At 42.6% G+C, this 23,936-nt stretch carries 20 protein-coding genes; 13 read left to right on the top strand and 7 right to left on the bottom strand.

Translation table 11 applies throughout. From position 1 onward, the window contains the following. Positions 1 to 56: 56 nt before the first annotated feature. Positions 57 to 1,508 carry a sensor histidine kinase gene (locus tag IGI82_RS10370; RefSeq protein ID WP_438842603.1) on the bottom strand — a complete coding sequence of 484 codons (1,452 nt, stop codon included), beginning with the start codon at positions 1,506 to 1,508 and terminating at the stop codon, positions 57 to 59. After that, a complete protein-coding gene (locus IGI82_RS10365) occupies positions 1,498 to 2,166 on the bottom strand; it encodes a response regulator transcription factor (RefSeq protein ID WP_005230154.1) in 669 nt (222 codons plus the stop codon). Before IGI82_RS10365 ends, IGI82_RS10370 begins: the two co-directional genes overlap by 11 nt. A 170-nt stretch (positions 2,167 to 2,336) precedes the next feature. Between IGI82_RS10365 and IGI82_RS10360 the strand changes: the two genes are divergently transcribed. Next, a complete protein-coding gene (locus tag IGI82_RS10360; protein ID WP_438842180.1) occupies positions 2,337 to 4,136 on the top strand; it encodes a penicillin-binding transpeptidase domain-containing protein in 1,800 nt (599 codons plus the stop codon). 198 nt (positions 4,137 to 4,334) lie between these two features. Further along, complete coding sequence (locus tag IGI82_RS10355; protein WP_438842179.1) at positions 4,335 to 5,375, top strand: CAP-associated domain-containing protein; 1,041 nt, start codon at positions 4,335 to 4,337, stop codon at positions 5,373 to 5,375. A gap of 118 nt (positions 5,376 to 5,493) precedes the next feature. Here the strand turns inward: IGI82_RS10355 and IGI82_RS10350 are convergent, their stop codons facing one another. Beyond that, complete coding sequence (locus IGI82_RS10350; protein ID WP_155241577.1) at positions 5,494 to 6,519, bottom strand: AraC family transcriptional regulator; 1,026 nt, start codon at positions 6,517 to 6,519, stop codon at positions 5,494 to 5,496. A 167-nt stretch (positions 6,520 to 6,686) separates the two neighbouring features. Between IGI82_RS10350 and IGI82_RS10345 the strand changes: the two genes are divergently transcribed. The 6 genes from IGI82_RS10345 (at position 6,687) to holA (ending at position 15,176) form a co-directional block, all read left to right on the top strand. Beyond that, positions 6,687 to 7,976, top strand: coding sequence for a PTS sugar transporter subunit IIC (locus IGI82_RS10345; RefSeq protein WP_395997893.1), 1,290 nt, complete (start codon positions 6,687 to 6,689; stop codon positions 7,974 to 7,976). 19 nt (positions 7,977 to 7,995) lie between these two features. Beyond that, positions 7,996 to 10,590 (top strand): family 78 glycoside hydrolase catalytic domain, encoded by a 2,595-nt coding sequence (locus IGI82_RS10340; protein ID WP_438842178.1) that lies wholly within the window; start codon positions 7,996 to 7,998, stop codon positions 10,588 to 10,590. Positions 10,591 to 10,677: 87 nt separating this feature from the next. Further along, on the top strand, positions 10,678 to 11,319 hold the full coding sequence (locus IGI82_RS10335; RefSeq protein WP_438842177.1) for a helix-hairpin-helix domain-containing protein: 642 nt from the start codon (positions 10,678 to 10,680) through the stop codon (positions 11,317 to 11,319). Positions 11,320 to 11,412: 93 nt separating this feature from the next. After that, entirely contained in the window at positions 11,413 to 11,910 is a 498-nt protein-coding gene (locus IGI82_RS10330) for a ComE operon protein 2 (protein ID WP_005230159.1), read from the top strand. Continuing rightward, positions 11,882 to 14,125 carry a DNA internalization-related competence protein ComEC/Rec2 gene (locus IGI82_RS10325; RefSeq protein ID WP_438842176.1) on the top strand — a complete coding sequence of 748 codons (2,244 nt, stop codon included), beginning with the start codon at positions 11,882 to 11,884 and terminating at the stop codon, positions 14,123 to 14,125. Before IGI82_RS10330 ends, IGI82_RS10325 begins: the two co-directional genes overlap by 29 nt. A gap of 31 nt (positions 14,126 to 14,156) precedes the next feature. Further along, positions 14,157 to 15,176, top strand: coding sequence for a DNA polymerase III subunit delta (gene holA, locus IGI82_RS10320; protein WP_375819676.1), 1,020 nt, complete (start codon positions 14,157 to 14,159; stop codon positions 15,174 to 15,176). Between the two features lie 52 nt (positions 15,177 to 15,228). On the opposite strand, the gene rpsT is transcribed toward holA, so the two are convergent. Continuing rightward, the gene (gene rpsT / locus IGI82_RS10315) at positions 15,229 to 15,483 is read right to left on the bottom strand and encodes a 30S ribosomal protein S20 (RefSeq protein ID WP_005230162.1); all 255 of its coding nucleotides are present in this window, start codon (positions 15,481 to 15,483) and stop codon (positions 15,229 to 15,231) included. Between the two features lie 236 nt (positions 15,484 to 15,719). On the opposite strand from rpsT, the gene IGI82_RS10310 reads away from it, so the two are divergent. After that, positions 15,720 to 16,775 (top strand): inorganic phosphate transporter, encoded by a 1,056-nt coding sequence (locus tag IGI82_RS10310; RefSeq protein WP_438842175.1) that lies wholly within the window; start codon positions 15,720 to 15,722, stop codon positions 16,773 to 16,775. Between the two features lie 12 nt (positions 16,776 to 16,787). Continuing rightward, the gene (locus IGI82_RS10305; protein ID WP_005230171.1) at positions 16,788 to 17,411 is read left to right on the top strand and encodes a DUF47 domain-containing protein; all 624 of its coding nucleotides are present in this window, start codon (positions 16,788 to 16,790) and stop codon (positions 17,409 to 17,411) included. A gap of 75 nt (positions 17,412 to 17,486) precedes the next feature. Here IGI82_RS10305 and IGI82_RS10300 read toward each other — a convergent pair whose 3' ends face one another. The 3 genes from IGI82_RS10300 to IGI82_RS10290 all read right to left on the bottom strand — a co-directional run bounded on the left by IGI82_RS10300 (position 17,487) and on the right by IGI82_RS10290 (position 19,827). Beyond that, positions 17,487 to 18,320 (bottom strand): undecaprenyl-diphosphate phosphatase, encoded by an 834-nt coding sequence (locus IGI82_RS10300; RefSeq protein WP_005230172.1) that lies wholly within the window; start codon positions 18,318 to 18,320, stop codon positions 17,487 to 17,489. A 148-nt stretch (positions 18,321 to 18,468) separates the two neighbouring features. Continuing rightward, the gene (locus tag IGI82_RS10295) at positions 18,469 to 19,173 is read right to left on the bottom strand and encodes a histidine phosphatase family protein (RefSeq protein ID WP_005230175.1); all 705 of its coding nucleotides are present in this window, start codon (positions 19,171 to 19,173) and stop codon (positions 18,469 to 18,471) included. Between the two features lie 33 nt (positions 19,174 to 19,206). Beyond that, complete coding sequence (locus IGI82_RS10290; protein WP_010749650.1) at positions 19,207 to 19,827, bottom strand: MBL fold metallo-hydrolase; 621 nt, start codon at positions 19,825 to 19,827, stop codon at positions 19,207 to 19,209. Between the two features lie 98 nt (positions 19,828 to 19,925). Between IGI82_RS10290 and IGI82_RS10285 the strand changes: the two genes are divergently transcribed. The 3 genes from IGI82_RS10285 to IGI82_RS10275 all read left to right on the top strand — a co-directional run bounded on the left by IGI82_RS10285 (position 19,926) and on the right by IGI82_RS10275 (position 23,912). Then, positions 19,926 to 20,339: a GNAT family N-acetyltransferase gene (locus tag IGI82_RS10285; RefSeq protein WP_438842174.1), complete on the top strand. Its 414-nt coding sequence runs from the start codon at positions 19,926 to 19,928 to the stop codon at positions 20,337 to 20,339. A gap of 280 nt (positions 20,340 to 20,619) precedes the next feature. Beyond that, a complete protein-coding gene (locus tag IGI82_RS10280) occupies positions 20,620 to 21,156 on the top strand; it encodes a hypothetical protein (RefSeq protein ID WP_438842173.1) in 537 nt (178 codons plus the stop codon). Positions 21,157 to 21,413: 257 nt separating this feature from the next. Continuing rightward, positions 21,414 to 23,912 carry an ATP-dependent DNA helicase gene (locus IGI82_RS10275; protein ID WP_438842172.1) on the top strand — a complete coding sequence of 833 codons (2,499 nt, stop codon included), beginning with the start codon at positions 21,414 to 21,416 and terminating at the stop codon, positions 23,910 to 23,912. The last annotated feature ends 24 nt before the right edge of the window (positions 23,913 to 23,936 follow it).

The following is a 23,936-nucleotide window of genomic DNA, read 5'->3' as shown; positions in this document are numbered from 1 at the left end:
GGAAATGAGTTGTAAGAGGTTTTTAGATTTGCCTGAAAATATAAGAGCTGCATTTATTAAAGAACTGCATGATCTTCTAGTCTCGGCACAACAAACCAAAAACAAGTCACGCCATTTTTCGACTCAGCGCCATATTCGAAGGCATGAGAAGTCAAAATGGTTTTTACGATCGCTAAGCCGATGCCGGTTCCTTCTTTATGTCCTGCTTGATGTTGGACGCGTTGGTATCTTTCCCAAATAAGTTCGAGTTGTTCTGGAGGGATATCTTTTCCAGTATTGATGACAGCAACTTTTGTTCCTGCAGATGTATTCGTTAATTTGATTAAGAGTCGTTCATTTTTAGGTGTATGGTTGATGCCGTTGTTTATTAAATTACGCAAAACCTGTTCCATTTTGATGCGATCAAAAAGAGCATTTCCATTCGTACGATCTGCTTCAAAATCGACAGTGATGTCATATTGATTGGCGATCCCTCTTGCGTAAGCAACGACGGAGGAAACCACCTCGTATGTATTCCAGATTTCATTTTTAAGTTGTGTGTAGCCAGCTTGCATGATAGAGAAATCCATGATGTCATCGACCATAGCACTCATGCGGTGGGCTTCGCTGATAATTAGGTCCATATGTTCTTTTCGAAGGCGTTCGTCGCTTCCAGATACATCACGTACCATCTCCCCATAGCCAGTGATCAACGCGAGGGGGGAGCGTAGTTCATGAGAAACATTGGCAATCACTTCTTTTCGCAAGACGTCTACTCGCTGAAGTTCTGTGCTTAAGTCCGCAACCGATTCAGAAAGTGTACCTAATTCATCACTACGCTTAAGTTTGGGTACGGAATAAAGCTCGCCGTTGGTTAAGCGGATGATGGCTTCTTTGATGGTTTTGATCGGGCGAATAAAATGCTGTGCTAAAAAAAAAGAGATCGTTGACGCAAAAATAGTTAATATGATGGTGAATAGAAAGAGTTGCTGTCGATTCAAGCTTTGAAGCGCTTCGATTTGAGTGATCGTATTGGAGAGCAAAAGGGCAGCTGGGCGTTGGAAAAGAGTGGTAGGAACGCCAATAAGAATGGCAGAAGACTTTTCAAAGTCTTCTACAGCACTAAGGCTCTCACCGTTAAGGACAGTAGGTGCATGAGATAGCAACCAGCTGTATTCGTTGTTCAACCCATCTATGTTTAATTGTTGTCCATTGTTAAATGCCGCCAGAATTTCGCCATACTCGTCGACTAAAAAAAGAGTCCCAACGATCGTTTTACTGAGGAAAAGCAATGGATCTTCTGGTAAATCATCTGGATCTACTGCCATTTCTTCAATAGCGGCAGCTGTTTCCTGAACTGTTTCTAAAAGTGATTCTTTCGTTACATTGATATAATTTGGTTCAAAGAGCAAAATTTGAACAGTCCACAAAAAAGCGATGCCAATGATGACCAGCAGCATATTGGCGGACCAAAGCCGCACGAGTAATTTACTTTTGATGTAAGTAAAACCTAACCGACTAGTCTTCATAATCAAATTTATACCCAACTCCCCATACCGTTTGGATCAACTCACGGTAATCCCCTAGACGCTCTCGCAAGGACTTGATGTGTGTATCCACTGTTCTGGTATCTCCAAAATAATCAAAGCCCCAGACACCTTCTAAAATTGATTCTCGGCTCAAAGCGATATGATTATTTTTCGTCAAATAGACCAGCAGATCGAATTCTTTTGGCGTAAGCGGCAGAGGATTCCCATTGATCGTTACAGTATGAGAAAAAACATTGACTTCGAGATCACCAAAAACGATCTTTTCGAACTGAAACTGACTGCTTCGTTTCAACACAGCTTTGATGCGAGCCATCAGCTCTTTAGGGCTAAATGGTTTGGCAATATAATCATCGGCACCAAGATTGAAGCCAAAGAGTTTGTCATATTCTTCCTTTCGAGCGGTAATCATAATGACTGGCGTGTTACAGCTGCCTCTGATTTCCGAAAGCGTCTGAAAGCCATCTTTTCCCGGCATCATGACATCTAGGAGGATCAAATCGAATGAATGATTGGTTAATTTTTCCAAAGTTTCTTTTCCATCCGCTGCCTCAAAACATAGATACCCTTCGATCTCCGCATAAGTTTTCACTAGGGCACGCATATGGGTGTCATCATCAACGATCAATATTTTTTGCAATTTTATTCACATCCTTAAAAATAATTTATATTTTTTAAAGTATATCACAGCATAATCGCTGATTTAATAGGAAAATGACTCTTTGAAAAATAATTGTTCTTTCCCTCACAAGATCATCACAAATACCCAATACTATAGAGGTATATTCAATCGAAAGGAGCGCTTTGGCGATGTATGACTATCATATGGTCAGAAAGAAAAAAGCAAAGAAAAATCGTAAGCTAGTCGGTCATTGGTTATACATAATCAGTCTTGCGCTTTTTATGGGGTTTTCTGCACGTTTGATTTACATTGTTCAAGTCGGCGTGATTGCTGGCGTCTCTTTGTCTGAAAGAATAGAAAATTTATATTATAGTTCAAGATCGATCGAAACAAGTCGAGGGGCGATTTTTGATCGGCAGGGGACAGTGATCGCTCAGGATATTCTTTCCTATACTGTTCGAGCGGTTCTTTCTGAAGATTACATTGACAATGGACGACCCATGTATTTAGACAGAGCGCGCTTTGAGGAGACCGCAACGATTCTTTCGGAGTATTTACCTATTTCTAACGAGCAAGTTTTGTCTATCTTGACAGACGGTGCGAATCAAACAGATCCGCCTGTCTTTCAAGTGGAATTTGGCAATGTTGGCAGTGGTCTAAGTGTGACTACTCGAAATCAAATCGAAGCGGCGTTTGATGCAGCTGGAATCAACGGTATCTATTTCGATGCTCGTTCAAGTCGCAGTTATCCGAATGGTATCTTTTCTTCACATTTGATAGGGACAACGTCAGATGATGAAGAGATTCGAGTCGGTGTTTCTGGATTAGAATATGTACTGAACGACTTTTTGAAGAATCAAAATGGGCGAGAGTCCTTTCAAGTCAATGCTTCAGGGAATCCTGTTCCCGCAACCAATCAAACCGTAGAAGAAGGAGTAGATGGGAATGATGTTTGGACGACATTAGATGCTCATCTGCAGTTATTCACTGAATCAGTGATGGATGAAGTTATGGAACAAACACGACCAGAAAATCTAACGGCTTTATTGATGGATGCGAAAACTGGGGAGATTTTAACGATGGCTCAAAGACCTAGTTTTCATCCAGAGACCCAAGAAGGAATTACGGATGAACACTTTATTTGGCGTAATCTTTTTACGGAAGAGATGTATGAACCTGGTTCGACCTTGAAGATGGCAACCGTTGCGGCAGCTATTGATGAAGGTGTTTTTGATCCGACGGAACGCTACAATCCTGTGAGTATGCAGATTGAAGATCGAGTCATCAATGACCACGACTCAGGAGCAAATGGTGAGTTGACGATGCGGCAAGCGTTAGCTTGGTCAAGCAACACTGGGATGGTTCGACTTCAGCAACGGATCGGTTTTGATAATTGGGCACAGTATTTAACTGATTTTGGATTAGGGAAAGTTACAGGAAGTGAGCTTCCTGGGGAAGTGCCTGGGATCTTACCTTCAAGAAATCGGGTGGATTATGCCATGAGTTCCTATGGCCATGCGATCGGCGTCAATCAGATGCAGATGATGCAGCTATTTAGTGCATTTGCCAATGGTGGCGAGATGATACGTCCGCAATTGATTCGGCGAGTAGGGGAAGAGACCCAAGTTTTTCCAGAAGTCGTTTCCCAGCCTATTTCACAAGCAGCAGCTGATGCTGTTTTAGAATACATGACCGATGTAGTGACGGATGAACGTTATGGCACCGCTTATGATGTATACCAACTGACGAACCATGAGATTTCTGTCAAAACTGGGACTGCTCAGATCGCCAATGAGAATGGTCAAGGCTACATGACGGGAGAGTTTGATTATATTTATTCGGCGGTCTCCATCTACCCAACCGATGATCCACAGTTTATTCTTTACCTCACTATCAAGCGACCAGAAGAATACGATCGACATACATTAGCTAAAATCGCCAATCCCTTGATGGAGCGTTCGATGGCGCTGCAAAGTTTTCGTGAGTAAAAAAAGTTTCTTAACAGGAGCTTAAAGAGACCTAGATCATCTAAGAAATTTCATGCTACAGCTGGTCAACTTCCCACAGGAATGATAGTCTTTAGAAAAGACAGGAAGGGTGCATCAGCGATCCAATCTAGGGATGAATGAATGGATAAACGATCGTGCTAAAGTTAACACATAAAGATTCATTGACGGAGGTGTCATATGAAAAAAATAAAATTTTTAATCAAAAGCATTTTTCTCATCGGGCTTCTTTATTTTGCAAGCCAGATGATCACATGGCAAGACGGGCGCTTGGCATTTCGTGATGCCCGACTCAACGAGATCACTCAATCTCTCTCGTCCCAATTTTCTCTTTCACAAGACACTTCAGCAAGGCCAGCGGCAGAAACGCCTGCCCAGACATATTTATATAATGAATCACGACAAGTGATCGAAGAAACCTTTGGGGAAGCGATCAATGAATCAGCGAATCGGTATGGACTGAACTGGACTTCCTATCACGATGATTTTCGTAACTTCATGATGGTGATGTACGATGAACATGATATTGCGCAAGGGATCTATACGAATCAAGACACGATTCTTATCGATGACACGCTAGGTATCGGGTCTTCAAAAGCAAGCGTTCGTAATCAGATGGGGACGCGTCAAGAAAGTCTACAACGAGGATCACGACGGTATCGCATCGATTCGGATGCCGACTATGATCTGTTCTTGCAAGACGATCAATTGATTACTTTTTTCTATGATGTTCATGCCGAAGATACAGTGACTGCGATCCAAATCATCAATCGTTCCCTAGAAACACGCCATGCGAATGATTTTCGCCAAAATCAAACCGCCATTTTAAGCGGTTTACGAACACAGTTATTTGAATTAACGAATGCCACCCGAGTGAAATTTGGTTTGTCACCTCTTGATTTCAGCGAAGCAACCAGTGAGACTGCCGTGAAGCATAGCCAAGACATGGCAGAACATCGATACTTTGACCATATCGGGTTAGATGGATCGACTCCATTTGATCGGATGCAAGAAGACGGGATCAGCTTCACTGCTGCAGGGGAAAATTTGGCATTTGGCCAAGCCAGCAGTATTTACGCCCATCAAGGTTTAATGAATTCAGAGGGACATCGGGCGACGATTCTAAACGATGAGTATCAATTTCTCGGGATCGGTATTGCGATCGATACCAGCGAACAGCCATATTATACAACGTTGTATCATCGAGGATCGGCGTCGTAAATTCCTGAATTGCTTGAAACTGATTAGTTAAAAAACACTGCTCATTTGAGATTGCTGCGTTAGCAGCATCAAGTGAGCAGTGTTTTTTTGTCGATAAAATGGTGTGCAGCAGTATTGTTTAGTTTTGACGGTAGGCATGAGGAGAGCACTGATACTTCTTTTGAAAGAGCTTATAGAAGAATGAGACATTTTTATAGCCGACTTGGTGTGCGATTTGTTCCACAGGTAGGGAAGAGTTTCTCAACAATAAACTGGCTTGATTGAGTTTTAATTCTTGAAGGATCGTCACAAAGGATCGACCAAGCTGCTGACTGATACGGCGACTCAAATAGCTCGGGTTGTATCCAAATGTCTCCGCAACCGAAGCTAGTGTGCAAGTAGCGAAATGTTTCTCCAGATAGTCCAACACTTCTCCGAGGTACAATTGGTCACTGTTTTGCGACTCGATCCGTTGTTTTTCCTGGAAATTACGAACAAGTTCGGAAAAAATAATGATCATATAGGAATGGATGACCTCATGAGAACCGAAGGAGGGGTTGAAGAACTGGGCCAAGACCCCGAAAATCGCATCAATCAAATAGTCGTTGTTACTCGTTTCAAACACTAGATATTGATTGTGCTTTTGGCTTTCAGATAACGCATTGATGGCAAAATCGGCGATCATGCTATTGGAGGCCAACCGACTGAGCATCTGCGTGGAAAAGTACTCTTTGCTGATCAAAAAGTTAATAACAATGTCGTCTTGATTTGTTTCGATAATTTGGTGGATCACCCCAGTATCTAGTAAGCAAAAGTCACCTGCCTTTAGGATCACTTTTTTCTCATTAATCATGATCGTGACTGTTCCAGAAAAAACATAATTCATTTCGATAAAATCATGCTGATGTAGTGGTGTAGAAGAAAAGCGTGCATGTTTTAAAATCAAGAGCTGGCTTGTCTTAAGAAATCCGCTATCCTGCGGTCGTTTTCGTATGAGACGAGAAAGGTGTTTTTCGAAGGTATATTGGTAAATTGGCTCATTTTTCTCACTGTAGACTTTCTTGAAATCCTCATAATTGTATGGAAGGGTTTGCGTCTTTTTAAGGGCTATTTCTTCAGTAGTCGTCAATTGTTGTAACTGCTGCAGAATGTTTTGTTTATCCATCGCTTTCTCCTTAGGTAAAAAATAGTCAATGAAATAGTAGAGTATCGTCATTGAAGACAGGTAGAGATAGTATATAATACTTGTGTGGTAGCGTTATCAATTATCATAATCCGGATGATAATAATAGTCAATAGTACCAGCAAATTCGAAAGAAATGGGGAATCACCATGAACCACGACAAACCATCATTAGGGGATAAGATCCAAAGTACCCTTGGTCCATTTGCAAGTAAAGTCAATGGGAATATTTATATTACTTCAGTTAGGGATGCAATGTTAGCTTACATGCCATTCACCTTTATTGCGTCGATCTTTTTAATTATTGCTTTTTTTCCGATCCAACAAGTGACCGATTTTATTACTATGGTGTTGCGAACAGAAGATGCTAGTGTCTGGCAAGAGAAATTGCTCTATGTCAACAATGCCACACTCGCAATCGGTGGTTTGCTAGTTGTCATTTCCCTCGCAAAATCACTGGCAGAAAAACTTGAAACAAATGTTTTGCAATGTGTCTTAACTGCTTTTGTTTCCTTTTTACTATTAACACCGTTGGATGCAATGGAAGCAGGAACTTTTTTAGATATCACCCGCGTTAGCGCGCAATCGATGTTTTTAGCGATTATTGTCGGTATTTTTAGTACAGTTCTTTATAAAAAAATTGAGGGCAAAGGAATCAAAATCAAAATGCCAGCAGCGGTACCACCAGCTGTTTCTGGACCATTTGAATCGGTGATTCCATCTTTTCTTGTCATCACGACGATTTGGGTCATCCGACTCATCATCGAAGCCTTATTTAACAGTGATGCCATGACGTTGATCAATGGGACCCTTGGGATTCCATTAACTATGTTAGGTGGCTCCCTAGTTGGAATGGTCGTTGTGAAAATTTTCGAGCAATTCTTGTGGTTTTTTGGCCTTCATGGAACTTCGATCATTCAAGCAGTGATGGACCCAATCCATCAAGTCCTTGAAGATCAAAATCGTGTGGCATCAGTGGCGGGAGAGATTCCAACGAATATTATCAGTATGAGCTTTCGGAATCATTTTGCCTCGATTGGGGTCGTCGGTGCGATCATTGCTATTTTGATCGTAGCAAAAAGCAAACAGTACAAAGAGGTTGGAAAAATTGCTAGTGTTCCTTATATTTTCAATATCGGTGAACCAGCGTTGTTCGGGATACCGTTAATGTTGAATTTCAGTTTTCTCATTCCCTTTGTTTTTGCGAATGCCGTCACAACGATCGTCGCTTACTTTGCCTTTTATTTCGGGTTAGTCCCGATCCCAACAGGGCTTGCACAAATTCCTTGGACGACTCCCCCGATCATTAGCGGCTATTTTGTCACTGGTAGTGTCATGGGCGCATTGTTACAAATCGTCTTGATCGTGATCGCAACGATGATTTGGTTGCCATTTATCAAAGTTGCTGATAAGCAGATCTGTATTGAAGAAGCACAATAACCCACGAAAGGAGCAGCGTATGAAAGAAACGATAACCATCAACGGGAAGACAAAGCCATTAACAGTGGATTTAAATGATCCGGTCCTTATTGAATGGTCGATGACCAATCACCAAGGCTATCGATTGCAACTTTTCAATGAACAGCAGCAAGCAGTGTATGACGTTTCCAACATAGCCGCTTCTGAGAATAAAATGGCGGTCCACTTACCACAGCATCCACAGCGAAAAAAATATCAAGTCAAATTGACAGCAGGAGCAGGAAACGATGTCACCGTATACAGCAGTGTGTTTTTCACGATAGAAAAGCGTGAGCAACCTAAAGAAACCATGGGCAAGTGGATCACTCGCTTAGATGATCCAATTAAAAAAGAACGGTTTTACTTTTCAGAAGAGAAAAATAGCTGCTTGTCCCGCTCCTTCACACTGGAAAAGTGTCCTTCCTATGCAGTGATCGATTGCTGCGGGCTTGGTTTTTATCGCTTGTCTGTTAATGGAAAAACGGTATCAGATGTTTATTTAAACAGTGATGTAACGAACTATGATCGAGTCGTCTACTATGATACTTATGAGTTAACTGATTTTTTACAGGAGGGAGACAATCGGATCGAAGTTGAACTTGCGAATGGCTGGTACAACCCTGCTCCGATTGAGATTTTAGGTCGGTATAACATCCGCAAACAACTAGCGATTGGTAAACCTTGTTTCTGGGGGGAGCTTCAGTTAAATGACGGAGGAGAGAATCGCTACATTTACTCAGACAATCAGTGGCAAAGTAGTTTTGGGCCTTATTTGCAAAACAATCTTTATATAGGAGAAATCGTTACCGATGTACCTGATCCTCGACCAGAAGGAGAAACGGTACAAATTGCTGGTCCCGCCGGACGTTTTAAGCCAAGCTTTATTCCTAAAATCAAGCGCACACAATCGATCGTTCCCCAAAAAATGACCGAAACTGCAGCGGGACTGCTCATTGACTTCGGTCAAATCATCAGCGGTCAATTTGCTTGTACACTTGAGAAAGATTTCATTGGTCAGATCAGAATCAGCTATGCAGAAACATTAGATGAGCAAGGCAACCCAGATTATACGTCTACGATCAGTGGAACTTATGGCATATACGATCCCTATGAAGGGAAGCAGCCAGATGATCCCATCGTTCAACGAGACATCATTGAGAAAACGGCAGCGAGGACGTTCGTTTTTGAAAATCGCTACACGTATCATTCCTTTCGCTATGCGTTGATCGAGACGAAACCTGCTAACAAGCTTCAAGCGATTGTGGGCGCAATCAAAGCCTATCGCCTGCATACGGATGTGAAATCGTTGGTAACCCTTGAAACCTCCGATCCCTTCTTGAATCAGTTATGGGCGGTTGGCCAAGCCACGCGGTTGAACAACATCCACTCGTATTTTGAGGACTGCACCCGTGAGCGGTTCGGATATGGCGGAGACATCGTCGCTTTATTGCCAACACAGATGGCAGATCTGGCGATTGCGCCGTTGTTGGAAAAAGTGTTGTGGGATTTTGCCAACGACCAACGACCGGATGGTGCAATGACTGCAACTGCGCCATTTGTAGGAATCATGACAAATGGTCCATCAAATGGTGGTGGTGCGTTAGGGTGGCAATTGGTAGTTCCAGAGCTTGCTTTGGCATTGGTGAAGACCTATGGGAAACAAGCAGCGGTTGCCAAGCTGCGTCCACAGTTGGAACGGCATCTCAACTATTTACTCGCTTTTGATTTTGATTATATCGCCCAGTGTTGCCTCGGTGATTGGGGAGCAATTGATGAAACTCAGCAAAACGGGGTCATTACTTCGCCAGATCAGTCCTTTTGCTCTGCCTGCATGTATCTGCTTTTACTACAGCGTTACCAAGAATTGATCGACTTGAGGATCATTGGTAACGAGGACTATTGTCAGCGAGTGACAGCAGCGATCCAGTACACGACACAGCAAATCAAACAGCAGTTTTCTAAAGGAAATGAGCAATACGGTGCGGGCACCTTGTCTAGCATGATCTTTGCAATGAAAACAGGAATCAGCGAGAAAAAACAAACCTTGCCAAAATTAGTACAACGGATCAAGCAGCAAGAGGGTATTTTCTCTTTCGGCATCTTCGGGATGGCATGGAGTTATCAGTTGCTGGCTGAAGCTGGCTATAATGATATTATTTTTGATTGGTTAACGAGGAAATCTGCGCCTAGTTATGCAGAAATGCTGGCAAGTGGAAACGGCACTTTGATGGAACATTTTCCAACGCCGCAACATTCAGCCACTTACGAGGGTTCGTTGAATCATGCCATGTTTGCTTCTTATGGGTATTGGTTTGTCCGTCATTTATTAGGCATTCAGATGACAAGCGCTGGGATACTGATACAACCAGCCTTCGATGTACCTGTAGCCCATGTCAAAGGCTCCTTACAAAGTACGTTTGGATTAGTAACTTTAAGCTGGGAAAAGACTGATCGTACCGTTCGCTTAACGGTGGAGTTGCCACGAACATGTGGCTATGAAATCAGTCAGATGAAAGGTTTTAGAAAAGTCAGCGAGAAAATAGAGGATGAGGGGAGCCGAAAGAAAGTTACCTGTCACTATTCGATTACTTCTTAGCTGGTGAAAAAGTCGACACGTGGAAAGTGTTGACTTTTTTTCTGTCCTTGATTACTTTTTGCGTATTTCATCTATGAGGTGGTGAAAATGGATCAATGGAAGCTGCTCAAAGACTATTGGCGATTTGCAGTTGGTGGTGCTGTTTTGATGGTGTTGCTGATCATCTGGTTTGTACCGTTCTCGCAAAACAAAGAAACAAACTGGCATTCAATGGCAGATGCAGCAGGTCAATCGTCTGAAATGGGGGAAGGTGGAGCCCTTCAAGAAGATAGTCTTCACGATGAAGAGTATGAGATCGTTATCGATGTCAAAGGGGAAGTGCACCAACCGGGAATTTATCGCTTGAAATCAGGTGCGCGGATGTATGAATTGATCGAACAAGCAGGTGGTCTGACAGAAGAGGCGTTAGAAACAGCCATAAACTTAGCACAGGTGTTGCAAGATCAACAGATGGTGATCGTCCCTCATAAAGGGGATCAAGCGTTTATGGAGATGAATGCTTCAGGAGTAGGTGGCAGCCAAACAGCAGTGGCACAAATCAATCTGAATCAAGCCAATGCGCAGCAACTGCAAGAACTGCCAGGTGTGGGTGCCAAAAAAGCAGAAGCAATCATCGCTTACCGCGAAGAATATGGCTTTTTTAAACAGATTGATGACCTAAAAAAGATCACAGGCATCGGAGAGAAGACCTTTGAGTCCTTGAAAGAGATGATTACAGTGACGGACTGAACCAAATAAAAGTAAGAAATACTAAGAAATGACGGTTGAAAATTCAAGAAATTCGATTAGAATAGAACTAATCAATCGCAAAGGAGCAAATGAATGAGCAATACGAGAATCCCTTGGGACCAGTATTTTATGGCGCAAGCTGTTTTACTTTCTTTACGCAGTACGTGTTCCCGACTTGAAGTCGGCGCTACATTAGTCAAAGATCGCCGAATCATCGCTGGAGGCTACAATGGGTCAGTCAGTGGCGATGTACACTGCATCGACGATGGCTGTTATGTTGTCGATGACCATTGTATTCGGACGATTCATGCAGAAATGAATGCCTTATTGCAATGTGCAAAATTAGGGGTGTCAACAGACAATGCGGAAATCTATGTGACGCATTTCCCTTGCCTTCCCTGTACGAAAGCAATTTTGCAAGCAGGGGTCAAAACGATCCATTATTTGAATGACTATCGTAACAATCAGTATGCAATGGAATTGATTCAACAAGTAGGTGCTTCCGTCCACCAAGTTGAACTTGATCCGGTGTATTTTGAAAAACTTTCATTTGGTGTGCTGAATGATGCACAACCAACAAAAGAGAACTGATTCATTTTTATTTCTTAGTATTATTTTTGCTTGTTCGGTGACTGCTTACTATGTGCAGTCCATCTTACTGGGACTCATTGCACTTTATTATTTCGTGATGCTTGTCTTAAAACGACAAGCATTTTTGTGCATGATTTGTTTTGTCGGACTGTTGCTGTTAAGTGTCCGCGTCTGTCTTTCTCGGACTGGGAACATACAAGAAGGTGAGTATCAAGGGGTAGTCAATGTGTTGCCAGACACGATCAAAATCAATGGCGATCTGCTTACGTTTGAAGCAAAATCTTCCGCAGGTAAAGTGATTGGCCGTTACACGATTTCTTCAGAGACTGAAAAACAGCAATGGCAGGATCGATCCGATTGGGGAAGAAAGCTGCTTGTGAAAGGATTTTTTTCTCTTCCTGAAAAACCACGAAACCGCCACGGGTTTGACTATTCTGCCTATCTAGCCAGTCGATCAATTATTGGCACAGTCCATATCGAGCAAATGGTAGGAATGGAAGCAGCAGACTCAGGCTTTTCGCTTGCAAAAGTTCGAGCAGAGGTTATTTCTTCTGTGCAACGAATCTTTCCTGAACGCTCAGCAGCCTATATCAATGCGTTGCTCTTTGGTTTTAAAGACCATGACTTTCAAGAAGTACGTCAAATGTATCGTGCTAGTGGCTTATTGCATTTCTTTACGATCTCAGGAATGCATGTCGTCTTATTTTTCAAGTGGTTTCGCGGATGCTTCTGCCGATTGGGGTTTACGCAACAAGAAATGCTGTTGCCAATGGGGGTCTTTTTCTTGGTCGTAATTGGGATTTGTGGCGGCGGCATTAGTGTCTGGCGTGCTGTCTTGGCATTGTCGGTTACTCAAGTGACCACTCTTTATCAACAACGGCTATCGGCAAGTGATCATTATGGGATCGTCTTAACGGCTCTTTTATTCGTTGATCCCAAAGTATTGCTTCAAACATCGGGGCAACTAAGTCTTTTGATGACCTTCCTGATAGTGATGCAGCGACCGATCAAATTGACGTGGTTTTGGCGCAGTCAGTTCCTCACGGTGCTGGCTGCGCCTGTCATTGTCTCGCTCTTTTATGAATTTCCATTATTTGGGGGCTTTTTGACGTTTGTCTTTTTACCGTTTTTTCAATTGGTTTTGCTGCCAGCCTGTTTCTTAATGTTCATTGCTGGGACGCTTTTCCCAACCATCAGTGGGCTGATTGCCCTTTTTGAAGAGCTTTTATTACTTATGGAAGTTGCCGTGGGCGCTGTAGGAGGCGTATCGATAACGGTGGGTGCCCTTCCTGCAGGATTGGCAGCTAGTTGTTGTTTGCTTGGCCTGCTCTGTTACCAAAAGAAACGGTGGCTGCTGGTGATCTGTTTTTCGCTTGTTGTACCAATGGTCTTTCAACAGAATCGCGTTTTACCTACCATTAGTTATGTCGACGTTGGTCAAGGCGATAGTATCGTTTTACAGGCAGAAAAAAATCGCGAAGTTTATGTGATCGATACTGGAGGTTCTCTATCTTTTCCGAAAGAAAACTGGCAAGAGCGCAAACGACAAGCTGCCGCTGAATCTTCATTGATTCCTTTTTTGAAAGGGGAGGGAGTCAGGAAGATTACTGGTTTGTTTCTAACTCACGGGGACACGGACCATATGGGAGATGCGCTAGCATTGATGAAGGCGATCCCTGTTGAAACGTTATATCTTGTGCCAGGAAGTGAACAAGATCACCGCATCGCCAAGCTTTTAAACGAACTGCCTAATCATACAAGCGTTGTTTGGACGACGGTTGGCCAAGTGGTGGGTGATTTCCTTCAGTTGCAAGTATTGGCACCAGAATCAGGTGCAGGACAAAACGAAGATTCGCTGGTGATTAAAACCAAGGTAGGGGATAAAACATTTTTGTTTACTGGCGATCTCGAACAAGCAGGGGAAAAAAAGTTGATTCATGATTATCCGAATTTAAAAGTTGATGTATTGAAACTAGGGCATCATGGCAGTCGGACCTCGACGGCACCTGAGTTTGTTGCGGCAATCGATCCCCAATTCGGGATCGTTTCAAGTGGACGGAACAATCGGTACGGGCATCCTCATGAAGAGGTGCTTGAAACGTTGGTAAATCAGACCGTTTTGCGAACCGATCAGCAAGGCATGATCCAATTTATTTGGTCTGAAAAACAACAATCATTTTTGATAAAAACGCTGCTAGACTATCCGATTGACTAATGGTAGGATAAGAATGAAAGCGGGGGGAACGATGGAATTACAAAAAGCGTTGCAAGCAATTCGAACCAAGGAGTTGCAATCGATTTATCTGGTCATCGGCAGTGAAATGTTTTTACAAGAGCAAGTTCGCACGGCCTTTTTGGAGCGTTTTTCCGTTGGGAAAGATGATCTGAATTTTGCTTCCTTTGACATGGAGAAAGATCCCCTTGATATGGTGATCCAAGAAGCTCAATCGTTGCCTTTTTTTGGCGATCAGCGATTACTGTTCATTGAGCGGCCATTTTTCTTAACGGCTGAAAAAAAGAGCAATGCACCTGAGCATGACCTAGATGATTTTTTGAATTATATCAAAGACCCATTGGAATCATCGGTAATGGTGATTTTTGCAGATGTCGATAAATTAGATGAACGGAAAAAAATTACTAAGCAGTTGAAGAAAGCCGCAGTTGTGATTGATGTCGCACCTATGAAAGAAGCCGACGTGCGTCAGTATCTCCAACAGTCGTTGGCCAATGATGGCATCGAAATGAGCCGAGAGGCGTTTGATTTGTTTTTACGGTTAACGGATCTGCACCTATCAAAAGCGATGCAGGAGTTACAGAAACTACGACTGTATGCAGGAAATGGCAATAAAATTACGAAAGAGATCGTCTTGCAGTTGATCCCTAAGACGTTGGAACACAATGTCTTTGAATTAACCAGCGATGTCTTAAAGGGGAACGTATCGGATGCGTTGCGCTTGTATGACGATCTATTATTGCAAGGGGAAGAGACGATCAAGATCAATGCTATCTTGATCAGCCAAGTCCGTCTGCTGTTACAGGCGGCGATTTTGATGAAAATTGGCTACCAGCAAGCCAATATCGCAGAAACGTTGGGGATTCATCCGTACCGAGTGAAGTTAGCGATGCAGCAAGCTCGGGGGTTTGGAGAAAAGCAATTAGCGGCACTTTATAGTGAATTGATCGAAAATGATTACTTAGTGAAAAGTGGTCAGATGGACAAAGAGTATTTGTTCCAGCTATTTGTTTTAAAACATGGCAAACAGTAAGTCAAAAAGAAAGGCGCAGCAATCGATGATTGCTGCGCCTTTCTTAATTTGCTTATTTTGCAATTTTTTTACTTAAACGAGATTTGTCGCGACTAGCTTTGTTCTTGTGGATCAATCCTTTAGTCTCAGCCATATCGATTGCTTTAACAGCATCTTTATATAACGCATCTACGTTATCAGCACCAGCTTCAACAGCTTGATCAAATTTTTTGATTGCTGTACGCATTGTGCTTACTTGAGATGAATTCTTAGCATTAGCCGCTTCGCTTGTGCGAACACGTTTGATTGCAGATTCAATGTTTGGCATGTATTTCACCTCCGAAAAAAAAGTTCAATTACGTTTAGAAAACGTATAAATCAACACTAGTCATTATACCTAATGCCAAGAGTGATTGCAATAAAAGTTGTAAAGAAATTTTACTTAACACAAAAATTTGTTTTTTGGCCGTGCTATTTTTTGCTTTATGGATTTTAAAAATGCTTCTTTACACATTTTTTACTGAATAGTTATAAAAAGTTTACACAGAAACAGCTTTCTATGCTATGATTACTTCGGAATTTTTAAATGGGGGAATCTATGTGAATATCGCTTTGTTTCTAACGATTGTGTTGTCATTAGGGGTGATTTTCGTCAACGGCTGGACGGATGCGCCGAATGCTATTGCAACCGCTGTCTCCACGAGAGTCTTAAGCCCGAATATCGCCATTGGCATGGCAGTCGTCATGAATTTCTTAGGTGTGCTAGTGATGACGTATTTTAATGCGCAAGTTGCAGAAACCATCAGCAACATTGTGACTTTTGATTCAGGCGGGAGTTTTCGGGTCTCACAGATCGCATTAGCCGCTGCCTTGTTTTCAATTGTTGTTTGGACGGTCGCAGCTTGGTATTTTGGGATCCCAACTAGTGAATCTCACGCGTTGATCGCAGGACTGACTGGTGCAGCCATGGCCCTTGGTGGGTTACATGCAGTCAATGGCGAGGAGTGGCTGAAAGTTTTGATCGGTCTTGTCGTTTCTACGTTGATGGGCTTCATTGGCGGCTTTCTGATCACGAAACTGATCGTATGGCTCTTTCGCGATACCCAACGGCGAAAAGCCAACAAAATTTTTACAGTTGGTCAAGCCATTGCGGCTGGTGCCAATGCGTTCTTACATGGTGCACAAGATGGCCAAAAATTTATGGGTGTCTTCATGTTAGGGCTTTTCTACAACAATCTTGCTGAAAAGACCGGCAATGGCTTTTCGATCCCACTCTGGGTGATGGTTCTTTGTTCCTTGACCATGGGAATCGGTACTTCTGTCGGTGGGATGAAAATCATCAAATCAGTAGGGATGGATATGGTAAAACTGGAAAAATACCAGGGCTTTTCTGCAGATGTTACCGCTGCGATCTGTTTGTTCTTGTCTTCCGTATTTGGTATCCCAGTTTCAACGACCCATACAAAAACGACTGCCATCATGGGGGTAGGGGCTTCTCGACGTTTTTCTAGCGTTGATTGGCGCATCGTTAAAGAAATGATCTATGCTTGGATTTTAACGTTCCCTGGTTGCGGGTTGATTGCGTTTCTAATGGTGAAAATTTTATTGCTAATTTTGTAAGGAGAGAAAGTAATGGCACGAAAAAAAGGATTTGATTATTTTGCGGCAATGGAGCAGTTGGCAACAAATGGGCATCTAGCTGCGAAACGTTTTTCGCTGTTGATCAATGATTACTCTGAAACAGCGTTAAGTGAAGCGGCAGCTGAGATTCATGGATTAGAAAAGGAAGGCGATCAGGTGATCGCTGAGTTAACGAATGAGTTGTACGACTCATTTATCACACCGATCGATCGCGAAGACATCCTGGTCATCTCTGAGCGTTTAGATGATATTTTGGATGGCATTATGGGACTGACTTATTTATTTGAGAATTTGGTCATTACGAAGATTCGCCCTGAGACGAACTTATTTGCTGAAATGATCGTTCAAGCGACACAGGGGGTCGAAACAGCATTAAAAGAGTTTCCGAAGTTCAAAAATTCAAAAACATTGCGTCAAATGATCAACGATGTAAATACGATTGAATCAGAAGCAGATCTTTTGTATTCAAAAATGAAAAAAGCGTTGTTTACGGATGAAAAAGAAGTGCTGGAAATTATTAAGTGGAAAGATATTTATGATCGCTTTGAATCGATTATCAACGACACCGAAAGTGCGGTTGATATCATCGATGGTATGGTGATCAAAAACACGTGAGGAACTAGAGAGCATTCAAACGAAAAAAAGAGCAACTATTGCGGCAGTTACCTGCCCAAGAGTTGCTCTTTTTGCTTATAATTGGATCAGCCAATAGCCGATCAAAATGATTCCTAAAACGATGCGATACCATCCAAATACGGTAAAATCATTCCGTTTGATGTAGTTCATCAAGAAACGGATCGCGATGATCGAAACGATGAATGACACGATGGTTCCTGTCAATAAGATGACGGTTCCTTGGAAATCAAAGGCATTGCCATCTTTCAAAAACTTGAAGATTTTCAAGGCACTGGCACCAAACATGGTGGGAATACCTAAGAAAAATGAAAATTCAGCAGCAACATAACGAGAAGCGCCGATCATGATAGCACCTAAGATAGTAGCACCAGAACGAGAAGTTCCTGGGATCAATGCCAATACTTGGAACATTCCTACGATCAATGCCGCTTTGTAGGTGAACTTGTTCAAATCGGTACATTTTGGTGCTTTATTTTTGTTGCGTTTTTCTACCACGATAAAGCCGATCCCATAAACGATCAAGACGATCGAAACGGAGAAAAAGTTGTAGAAGTGCGCATCTAACCAATCATCTAACGGTAATCCGATAATAACCGATGGCAAGACCGCCACGACGACTTTAAACCATAACGTCCATGTATCTTTTTTCTCTAACTCATTTTTCTGCGGTGAAAAAGGGTTTAGTTTATGGAAATATAAGTAGACGACTGCTAAAATCGCACCCAGTTGTATGACAACATTGAACATCGTCATAAACTCGGGAGTTACATTCAATCCGATAAATTCGTCGGCTAGAATCAAGTGACCCGTGCTGCTGATTGGCAGCCATTCCGTGATCCCTTCAATGATCCCAAATAAAATCGCTTTTATGAAATTTGTAAAAAACATTGGTTCAGTCCTTTCTATGACAAAATACAACTCTTAGTATACCGTTTCCTGATTCGAATACCAATCTTTTTCCTAAAAAAAGGGGGCAGTTTTTAAAACAAAAACTGCTCCTTTCTTAAAGAAATTGATCAACTGCCAAAGGTTTCTCTTAGGATAAAAGTTCTTGAGAGAGTGCTAAGCCTTTTTTGATGTAATCGGTATTGCCCACTTCAGCAATCGTAAAGCTGCCATCTTCGTAGATCAGTCGAGTGACCGAGCCATTTTCAATATCCATGCGAACATTGTTCTCATCATTGATCAGATGCAAAAGAAAAGCGATCGTTAAGCCGTGAGACACAACTAGCGCATTGCCGCCGCCTTTTTTCTCAACGCGGTAGGCGATATCTTCAAACCCTGTTTTGACACGTTCGGTCAACACATCAAAGGTTTCCGCCCAATTGGCTGTATCTGCGTGGTAGATCGCATTGGCGATCGCCTCAAACGAGACATGATTGGCAATCATATCATCGTAATCAGGAAAGTCAAGAATCCGTGGCAGAACGCCCCACATTTCTGCATCATAGGCACCTTCAAGTGAGCCAAAGCACCATTCACGAATCCGTTTGTCGATATGATAAGGGATCTCTGGTCCTCTGACATGTTCACCCAGTATCAGACGCATCGTTTCGATCGCGCGGCCGCTGTCACTGGATACTGCTTCCACAAAATCCACATCTCGTAACCCGAGTCCTAAATAATGGATGCCTTGTTCACCAGTACGAGTCAATGGGGTGTCGCACCAGCCTTGTACACGCTGCAATGTGTTGAACATGGTTTTCCCGTGACGCACGACATACAATTCCGTTTTTGCCATAAGTAGTAATTCCTCCTTTGGTTCGTCATTCGTTTATGCGTTAAAAAACGGATTGGTCCGTTTCTCAATCTCGATCGTTGTTGGTTCCCCGTGGCCAGGATAAACGGCCATCTGATTCGGTAAAACAAAAAGTTGCGTTTGGATGCTGGTCAGCAATTGCTCAAGGTTGCCAGTTGGTAGATCGGTCCGACCGATGCTGCCTTTAAATAAGGCGTCTCCAGAAACGACAAACTTGTCAAAAATAAAACTGACGCTGCCGATGGAATGACCTGGGGTTGCAACAACCTTAAAGGACATGCCAGCTATCTCGTACTCTTTCAATTCTAGCTCGAATTCTGCTGGACGTGCGGTGATGGTTCCTAATTCAGGATGACGACCAGAAAGGTTTTTCATAGGATCACTTAGCCATTCTTGCTCAAGCGGACTAACGTAAACGGGGATCTGATAATAATCCCGCAAATGGTCAACTGCGCCGATATGGTCATAATGAGTGTGAGTCAATAAAATCGCTGCTGGTTTTGCGCCTGTTTTTTCGATCTCAGCGATCAATCTCGCTGCTTCTGCTCCAGGATCAATAATCAACAAATAATCTTCTTTCCAAATAAGGTAACAATTTTCTTGAACGGGTCCTGTCACTAAACCAATGATTTTCATGCTAAAACCTCCTAGGATCACAAATACTTGTGTCTGACTATAAGTATAGCTTAAAGTATAAGAGGAAACAAAGAAAGGTTTTTAGGAGTGAAAAATTAATGATAGAAACGATTAACACAGAAGACAATCGTCAGGCGATCTGTCAATGGCTCAATTATTCAACGAAAAAAACAGAGGCAGTGAGTGCCTTTTCCGATCAAGAGCAGCTTTCATTTGCATTTTTTGACAATCACGATCAACTTGGTGGGTTGATTGGGAAACAGACAGGTAATACGATTCATATTCAATTGTTTGCAGTTGATCCACACCATCAGAATCAAGGGGTGGGGAAACAATTGATGGCAGCACTTTTCGATCACGGTAAAAAAGCGGGGTGTCGTTCCGTGACAGTTACCACCCAAGACTACCAAGCGCCACAGTTCTATCAAGCAGTCGGATTCGAACAATTTGCTGTGCTTTCTGACACGCCTGTACTTGGCACGGATAGGCTTTATTTCGTGAAGATGCTGTGACCACCCTATGGCAGGCAGGTGATAAGGCTAACCAATAGTTTGATGAGAGAAAAGCTCAGAATTATTGTGGGAATTCGAAAATTTTTCTAAGAAACCGCATTAGCAAAAAACTGCTGTTATACTAATTAAAATAAGAAAGCGCGTGTTTCGTTTGAAACTGGTCTGATTTTTTCCTGCAGCAGAAACATTCGTCGTGACTAAGTTCGGGGAAAGTAAGTGTTCAGGACCTTGTGTTCGTTTTGATTGGTATACATCAACTTTTTGTAAGAAGGTGTTTTTTATGAAAAAATCGCTCCAATTCTTTTTCACTGTATGCTTTGCTGTGCTTATTTTAGCGAGCTGTGGTGAGGAAGAGCTATCCATCGATGATTCGAAAGAAGTTTCTGAAACCGTTACTTCCGCCTCAAAAGCGGTTGAAAATGGCGACCTTGATTTGATGTTGATCCAAGATGAGAGTGTCATCTTTCCGCAAAGCCAAGGGGTTTATGATTTCCATGAGAATGAGTTGACGATCGTTAAGCAGTATTTGCCGATGGCAGACTTAGAAGATAGTTCAGCCAGCTCTAGTGATGTTGCCTTGTATAAAGGACAAATCGAAAGTGATTTTCAGCGTCATTTTTCCCATTCAGAGGTACAGTTGTCCAACGATCCTTATCAAATTTATGAGATCACCTATCAAGATGCCTCATACATCGTCGAAGGAAAACGTTTGACGATCATGGCAGATGGGCGAACCTTTGAGTTCACCTTAGATCCCAATAATCAGAAGGCCTATGATCAAAATGGCGTTAGCTATGACATTCAGGTCGATCAATAAATTTTCTTAAAAACATATTCCTGCTTTACTTGCTTAGGTGAGTAGAGCAGGTTTTTTTTGTAACCTTTCGTCAAACCCATTTTCTGGAAGTGGAAATGGCGTTGATTACCTGATGAGAAGGCATTTTGCCGCAAGTGGTTTTTTTAGAGATCAAACCTGTTTGGATAGGATACTCTCCGCAGAGTATGAAAAGCTGTTTCTGTTCGCTTTTCCAAAAGTGATCTATCCGCTATAATGGCAAACGAGAAGGTGAACACGTGTATAAAGGAAAAGTTGCGGTTAGAAAAATCGTAGAATTTATTTTGCGCAGAGGCGATATTGATAGCCGCAAAGTCAGTAATCATACCGCACAAGAAGGCGCCCGTATCCATCGCCAACTACAAAAAGAGGCTGGGGATGCGTATCAAAAAGAAGTCTTTTTCAAACGAGAAAGCCAAATTGAGAAAGATTCGATCACTGTCGAAGGACGTGCCGATGGTCTCTTTTTTGATGCAGCTGTTAATTCTTGGGTGATCGATGAGATCAAAACTTCAGAACCAGCTTTCGAAGATATCCCTGAAGATCAAATCGATTTGTTTTTTGCCCAGGGAATGGTTTATGCTTATTTGTTTTTACTACAAGAAAATGAACAAGCAGCGCTTAATGACAGTGAAAAACAAGAGAAACCAGAAGCAGAAGCAGAAGCTACTGCTGATGGAGAAAATGATTCGAGGAGACCCATCGATCGGATCGCCGTACAATTGACTTATTATCAAACCACTGAAAAGCTGACCACCCGTACGAGAAGAACATTTCAGTTCTCAGAATTAGCTGTTTTTTATGAAGAATTACTTCAGGAATATCATAAATGGTTAGTTTTTCAAGAGAATTGGCGCCGTGTCCGCAATACGTCTTTGCAGCTGCTGTCTTTTCCCTTTGAAACCTTTCGCAAAGGGCAGCGAGAGTTAGCAGCAGCGGCGTATAAAACACTAAAAAATGGCAAGCGACTTTTTGCGGAAGCGCCAACGGGAACTGGAAAAACCATGTCAACGCTGTTTCCCGCATTAAAAGTTCTCGGGGAAGAAGGGGCAGATCGGGTCTTTTATCTGACGGCGAAGACGATCACCAGACAAGTGGCTGAAGATGCGTTGAGCAAGTTAGCAGACAACGGTAGTGAAACCAAGAGTGTCACGATCACTGCCAAAGATAAAATTTGCTTTCTGGATGAACGAAATTGTACGCCAGAGCATTGTCCTTATGCACAAGGTTATTACAATCGAATCAACGAAGCTTTGTGGGATCTGTTGCATCACGAAAACCAAATAACCCGAGAAGTAATCGAGACTTATGGAATGAAGCATACGGTTTGTCCCTTTGAGCTTTCACTGGATGTCAGTGTCTTTTGCGATGTCATTATTGGTGATTATAATTATTTGTTTGATCCAACCGTTTATTTACGGAGATTTTTTGAAGAGCCAGACGAAGAGTATTTCTTTTTAGTGGATGAAGCCCATAACTTAGTTAATCGTTCGAAAGAAATGTATTCTGCAACGATCTTACGACAGCCATTTAAGGAATTAAAGAAGAAGCTGCCGAAGGATCAACAGAAATTAAAACGCGCACTAAACAGAGTTGATAAAGAATTTGCGGCTTTAGCCCAATTAGCAAAAGAGGAAGGATGGTCATACCACCATCAAGCAGCTCCCCATGAAACAATGGTCAATCAGCTATACAAATTAGCTGAATTGATGAAGGAATGGTTGCCGGCAAATCCTGAGCATGAATTGCAAGAAGAAGTGCTGCAAGTGTATTTTGAAGCTAACCATTATTTGAAGATCAGTGAATTTTATGATGATCACTACGAAACGACGGTGGAGATCGACCGCTATGATATCAAACTACGGCAATTTTGCATCGAACCAGCGCCGTTTTTGGAATCCGTGTTAGATAAGGGCAAGGCCAGCCTGTTGTTTTCTGCGAGCTTTACCCCTTTGTCGTATTATCAAGAAGTATTAGGTGGCGGCGATGAAGCTTTGCGCTATCGCTTGCCAAGTCCTTTTGATCCGAAAAATCAGGGGATTTTTATTGCGGACTATATCCAAACGACGTATCGCCAACGTGAAGCCAGCATTCCTGCGATCGTTGATGCGATCCAGCAAATGACGGCAGCGAAAGCGGGAAACTATATGGTCTTTTTCCCATCTTATCGTTACTTGGATGATGTGGCGGCAGCATTTTCTCAACAGGCGCCAGAGGTGGAGGTCTTGATTCAGGGGACTGCTATGAACGAAGCAGAGCGCGAGGCGTTTCTTGCGCAGTTTCAATCTTTTGACCCGCAACAATCATCCTTGCTGGATAAAAGTCAAGACGAACCAAAGAGTCAACCAAAAACATTGGTGGCATTTTGTGTCCTTGGAGGAATTTTTTCTGAAGGGATCGACCTAAAAGGCGATCGCTTGATCGGTGCAGCAGTGGTAGGAGTCGGACTGCCGCAAATCAATCACGAGCAAGAATTGATTCGGGAATATTACGATGAGAAAAAGGCAGCTGGCTTTGCGTATGCCTATCAGCTGCCAGGGATGAATAAAGTCCTGCAAGCAGCCGGTCGAGTGATTCGGGATGTCAGCGATCGTGGCGTGGTGTTATTGCTGGATCAGCGCTTTCGGACACCGCGTTACCAAGAACTTTTCCCACTACATTGGCAGCATGCCTTGCAGATTCGTCGGCCGCAAGAGTTATCAAAGGCAGTGACTCATTTTTGGCAAGAAAAAAACTAGAAGCAGAGCTTTCAAGAGCGGTTG

The organism is Enterococcus sp. AZ067, from assembly GCF_051715005.1.
Lineage (GTDB): Bacteria > Bacillota > Bacilli > Lactobacillales > Enterococcaceae > Enterococcus_D > Enterococcus_D casseliflavus.
Note: the sequence above shows the minus strand (reverse complement) of the source record. Positions and strands in the feature narration are given on the sequence as shown.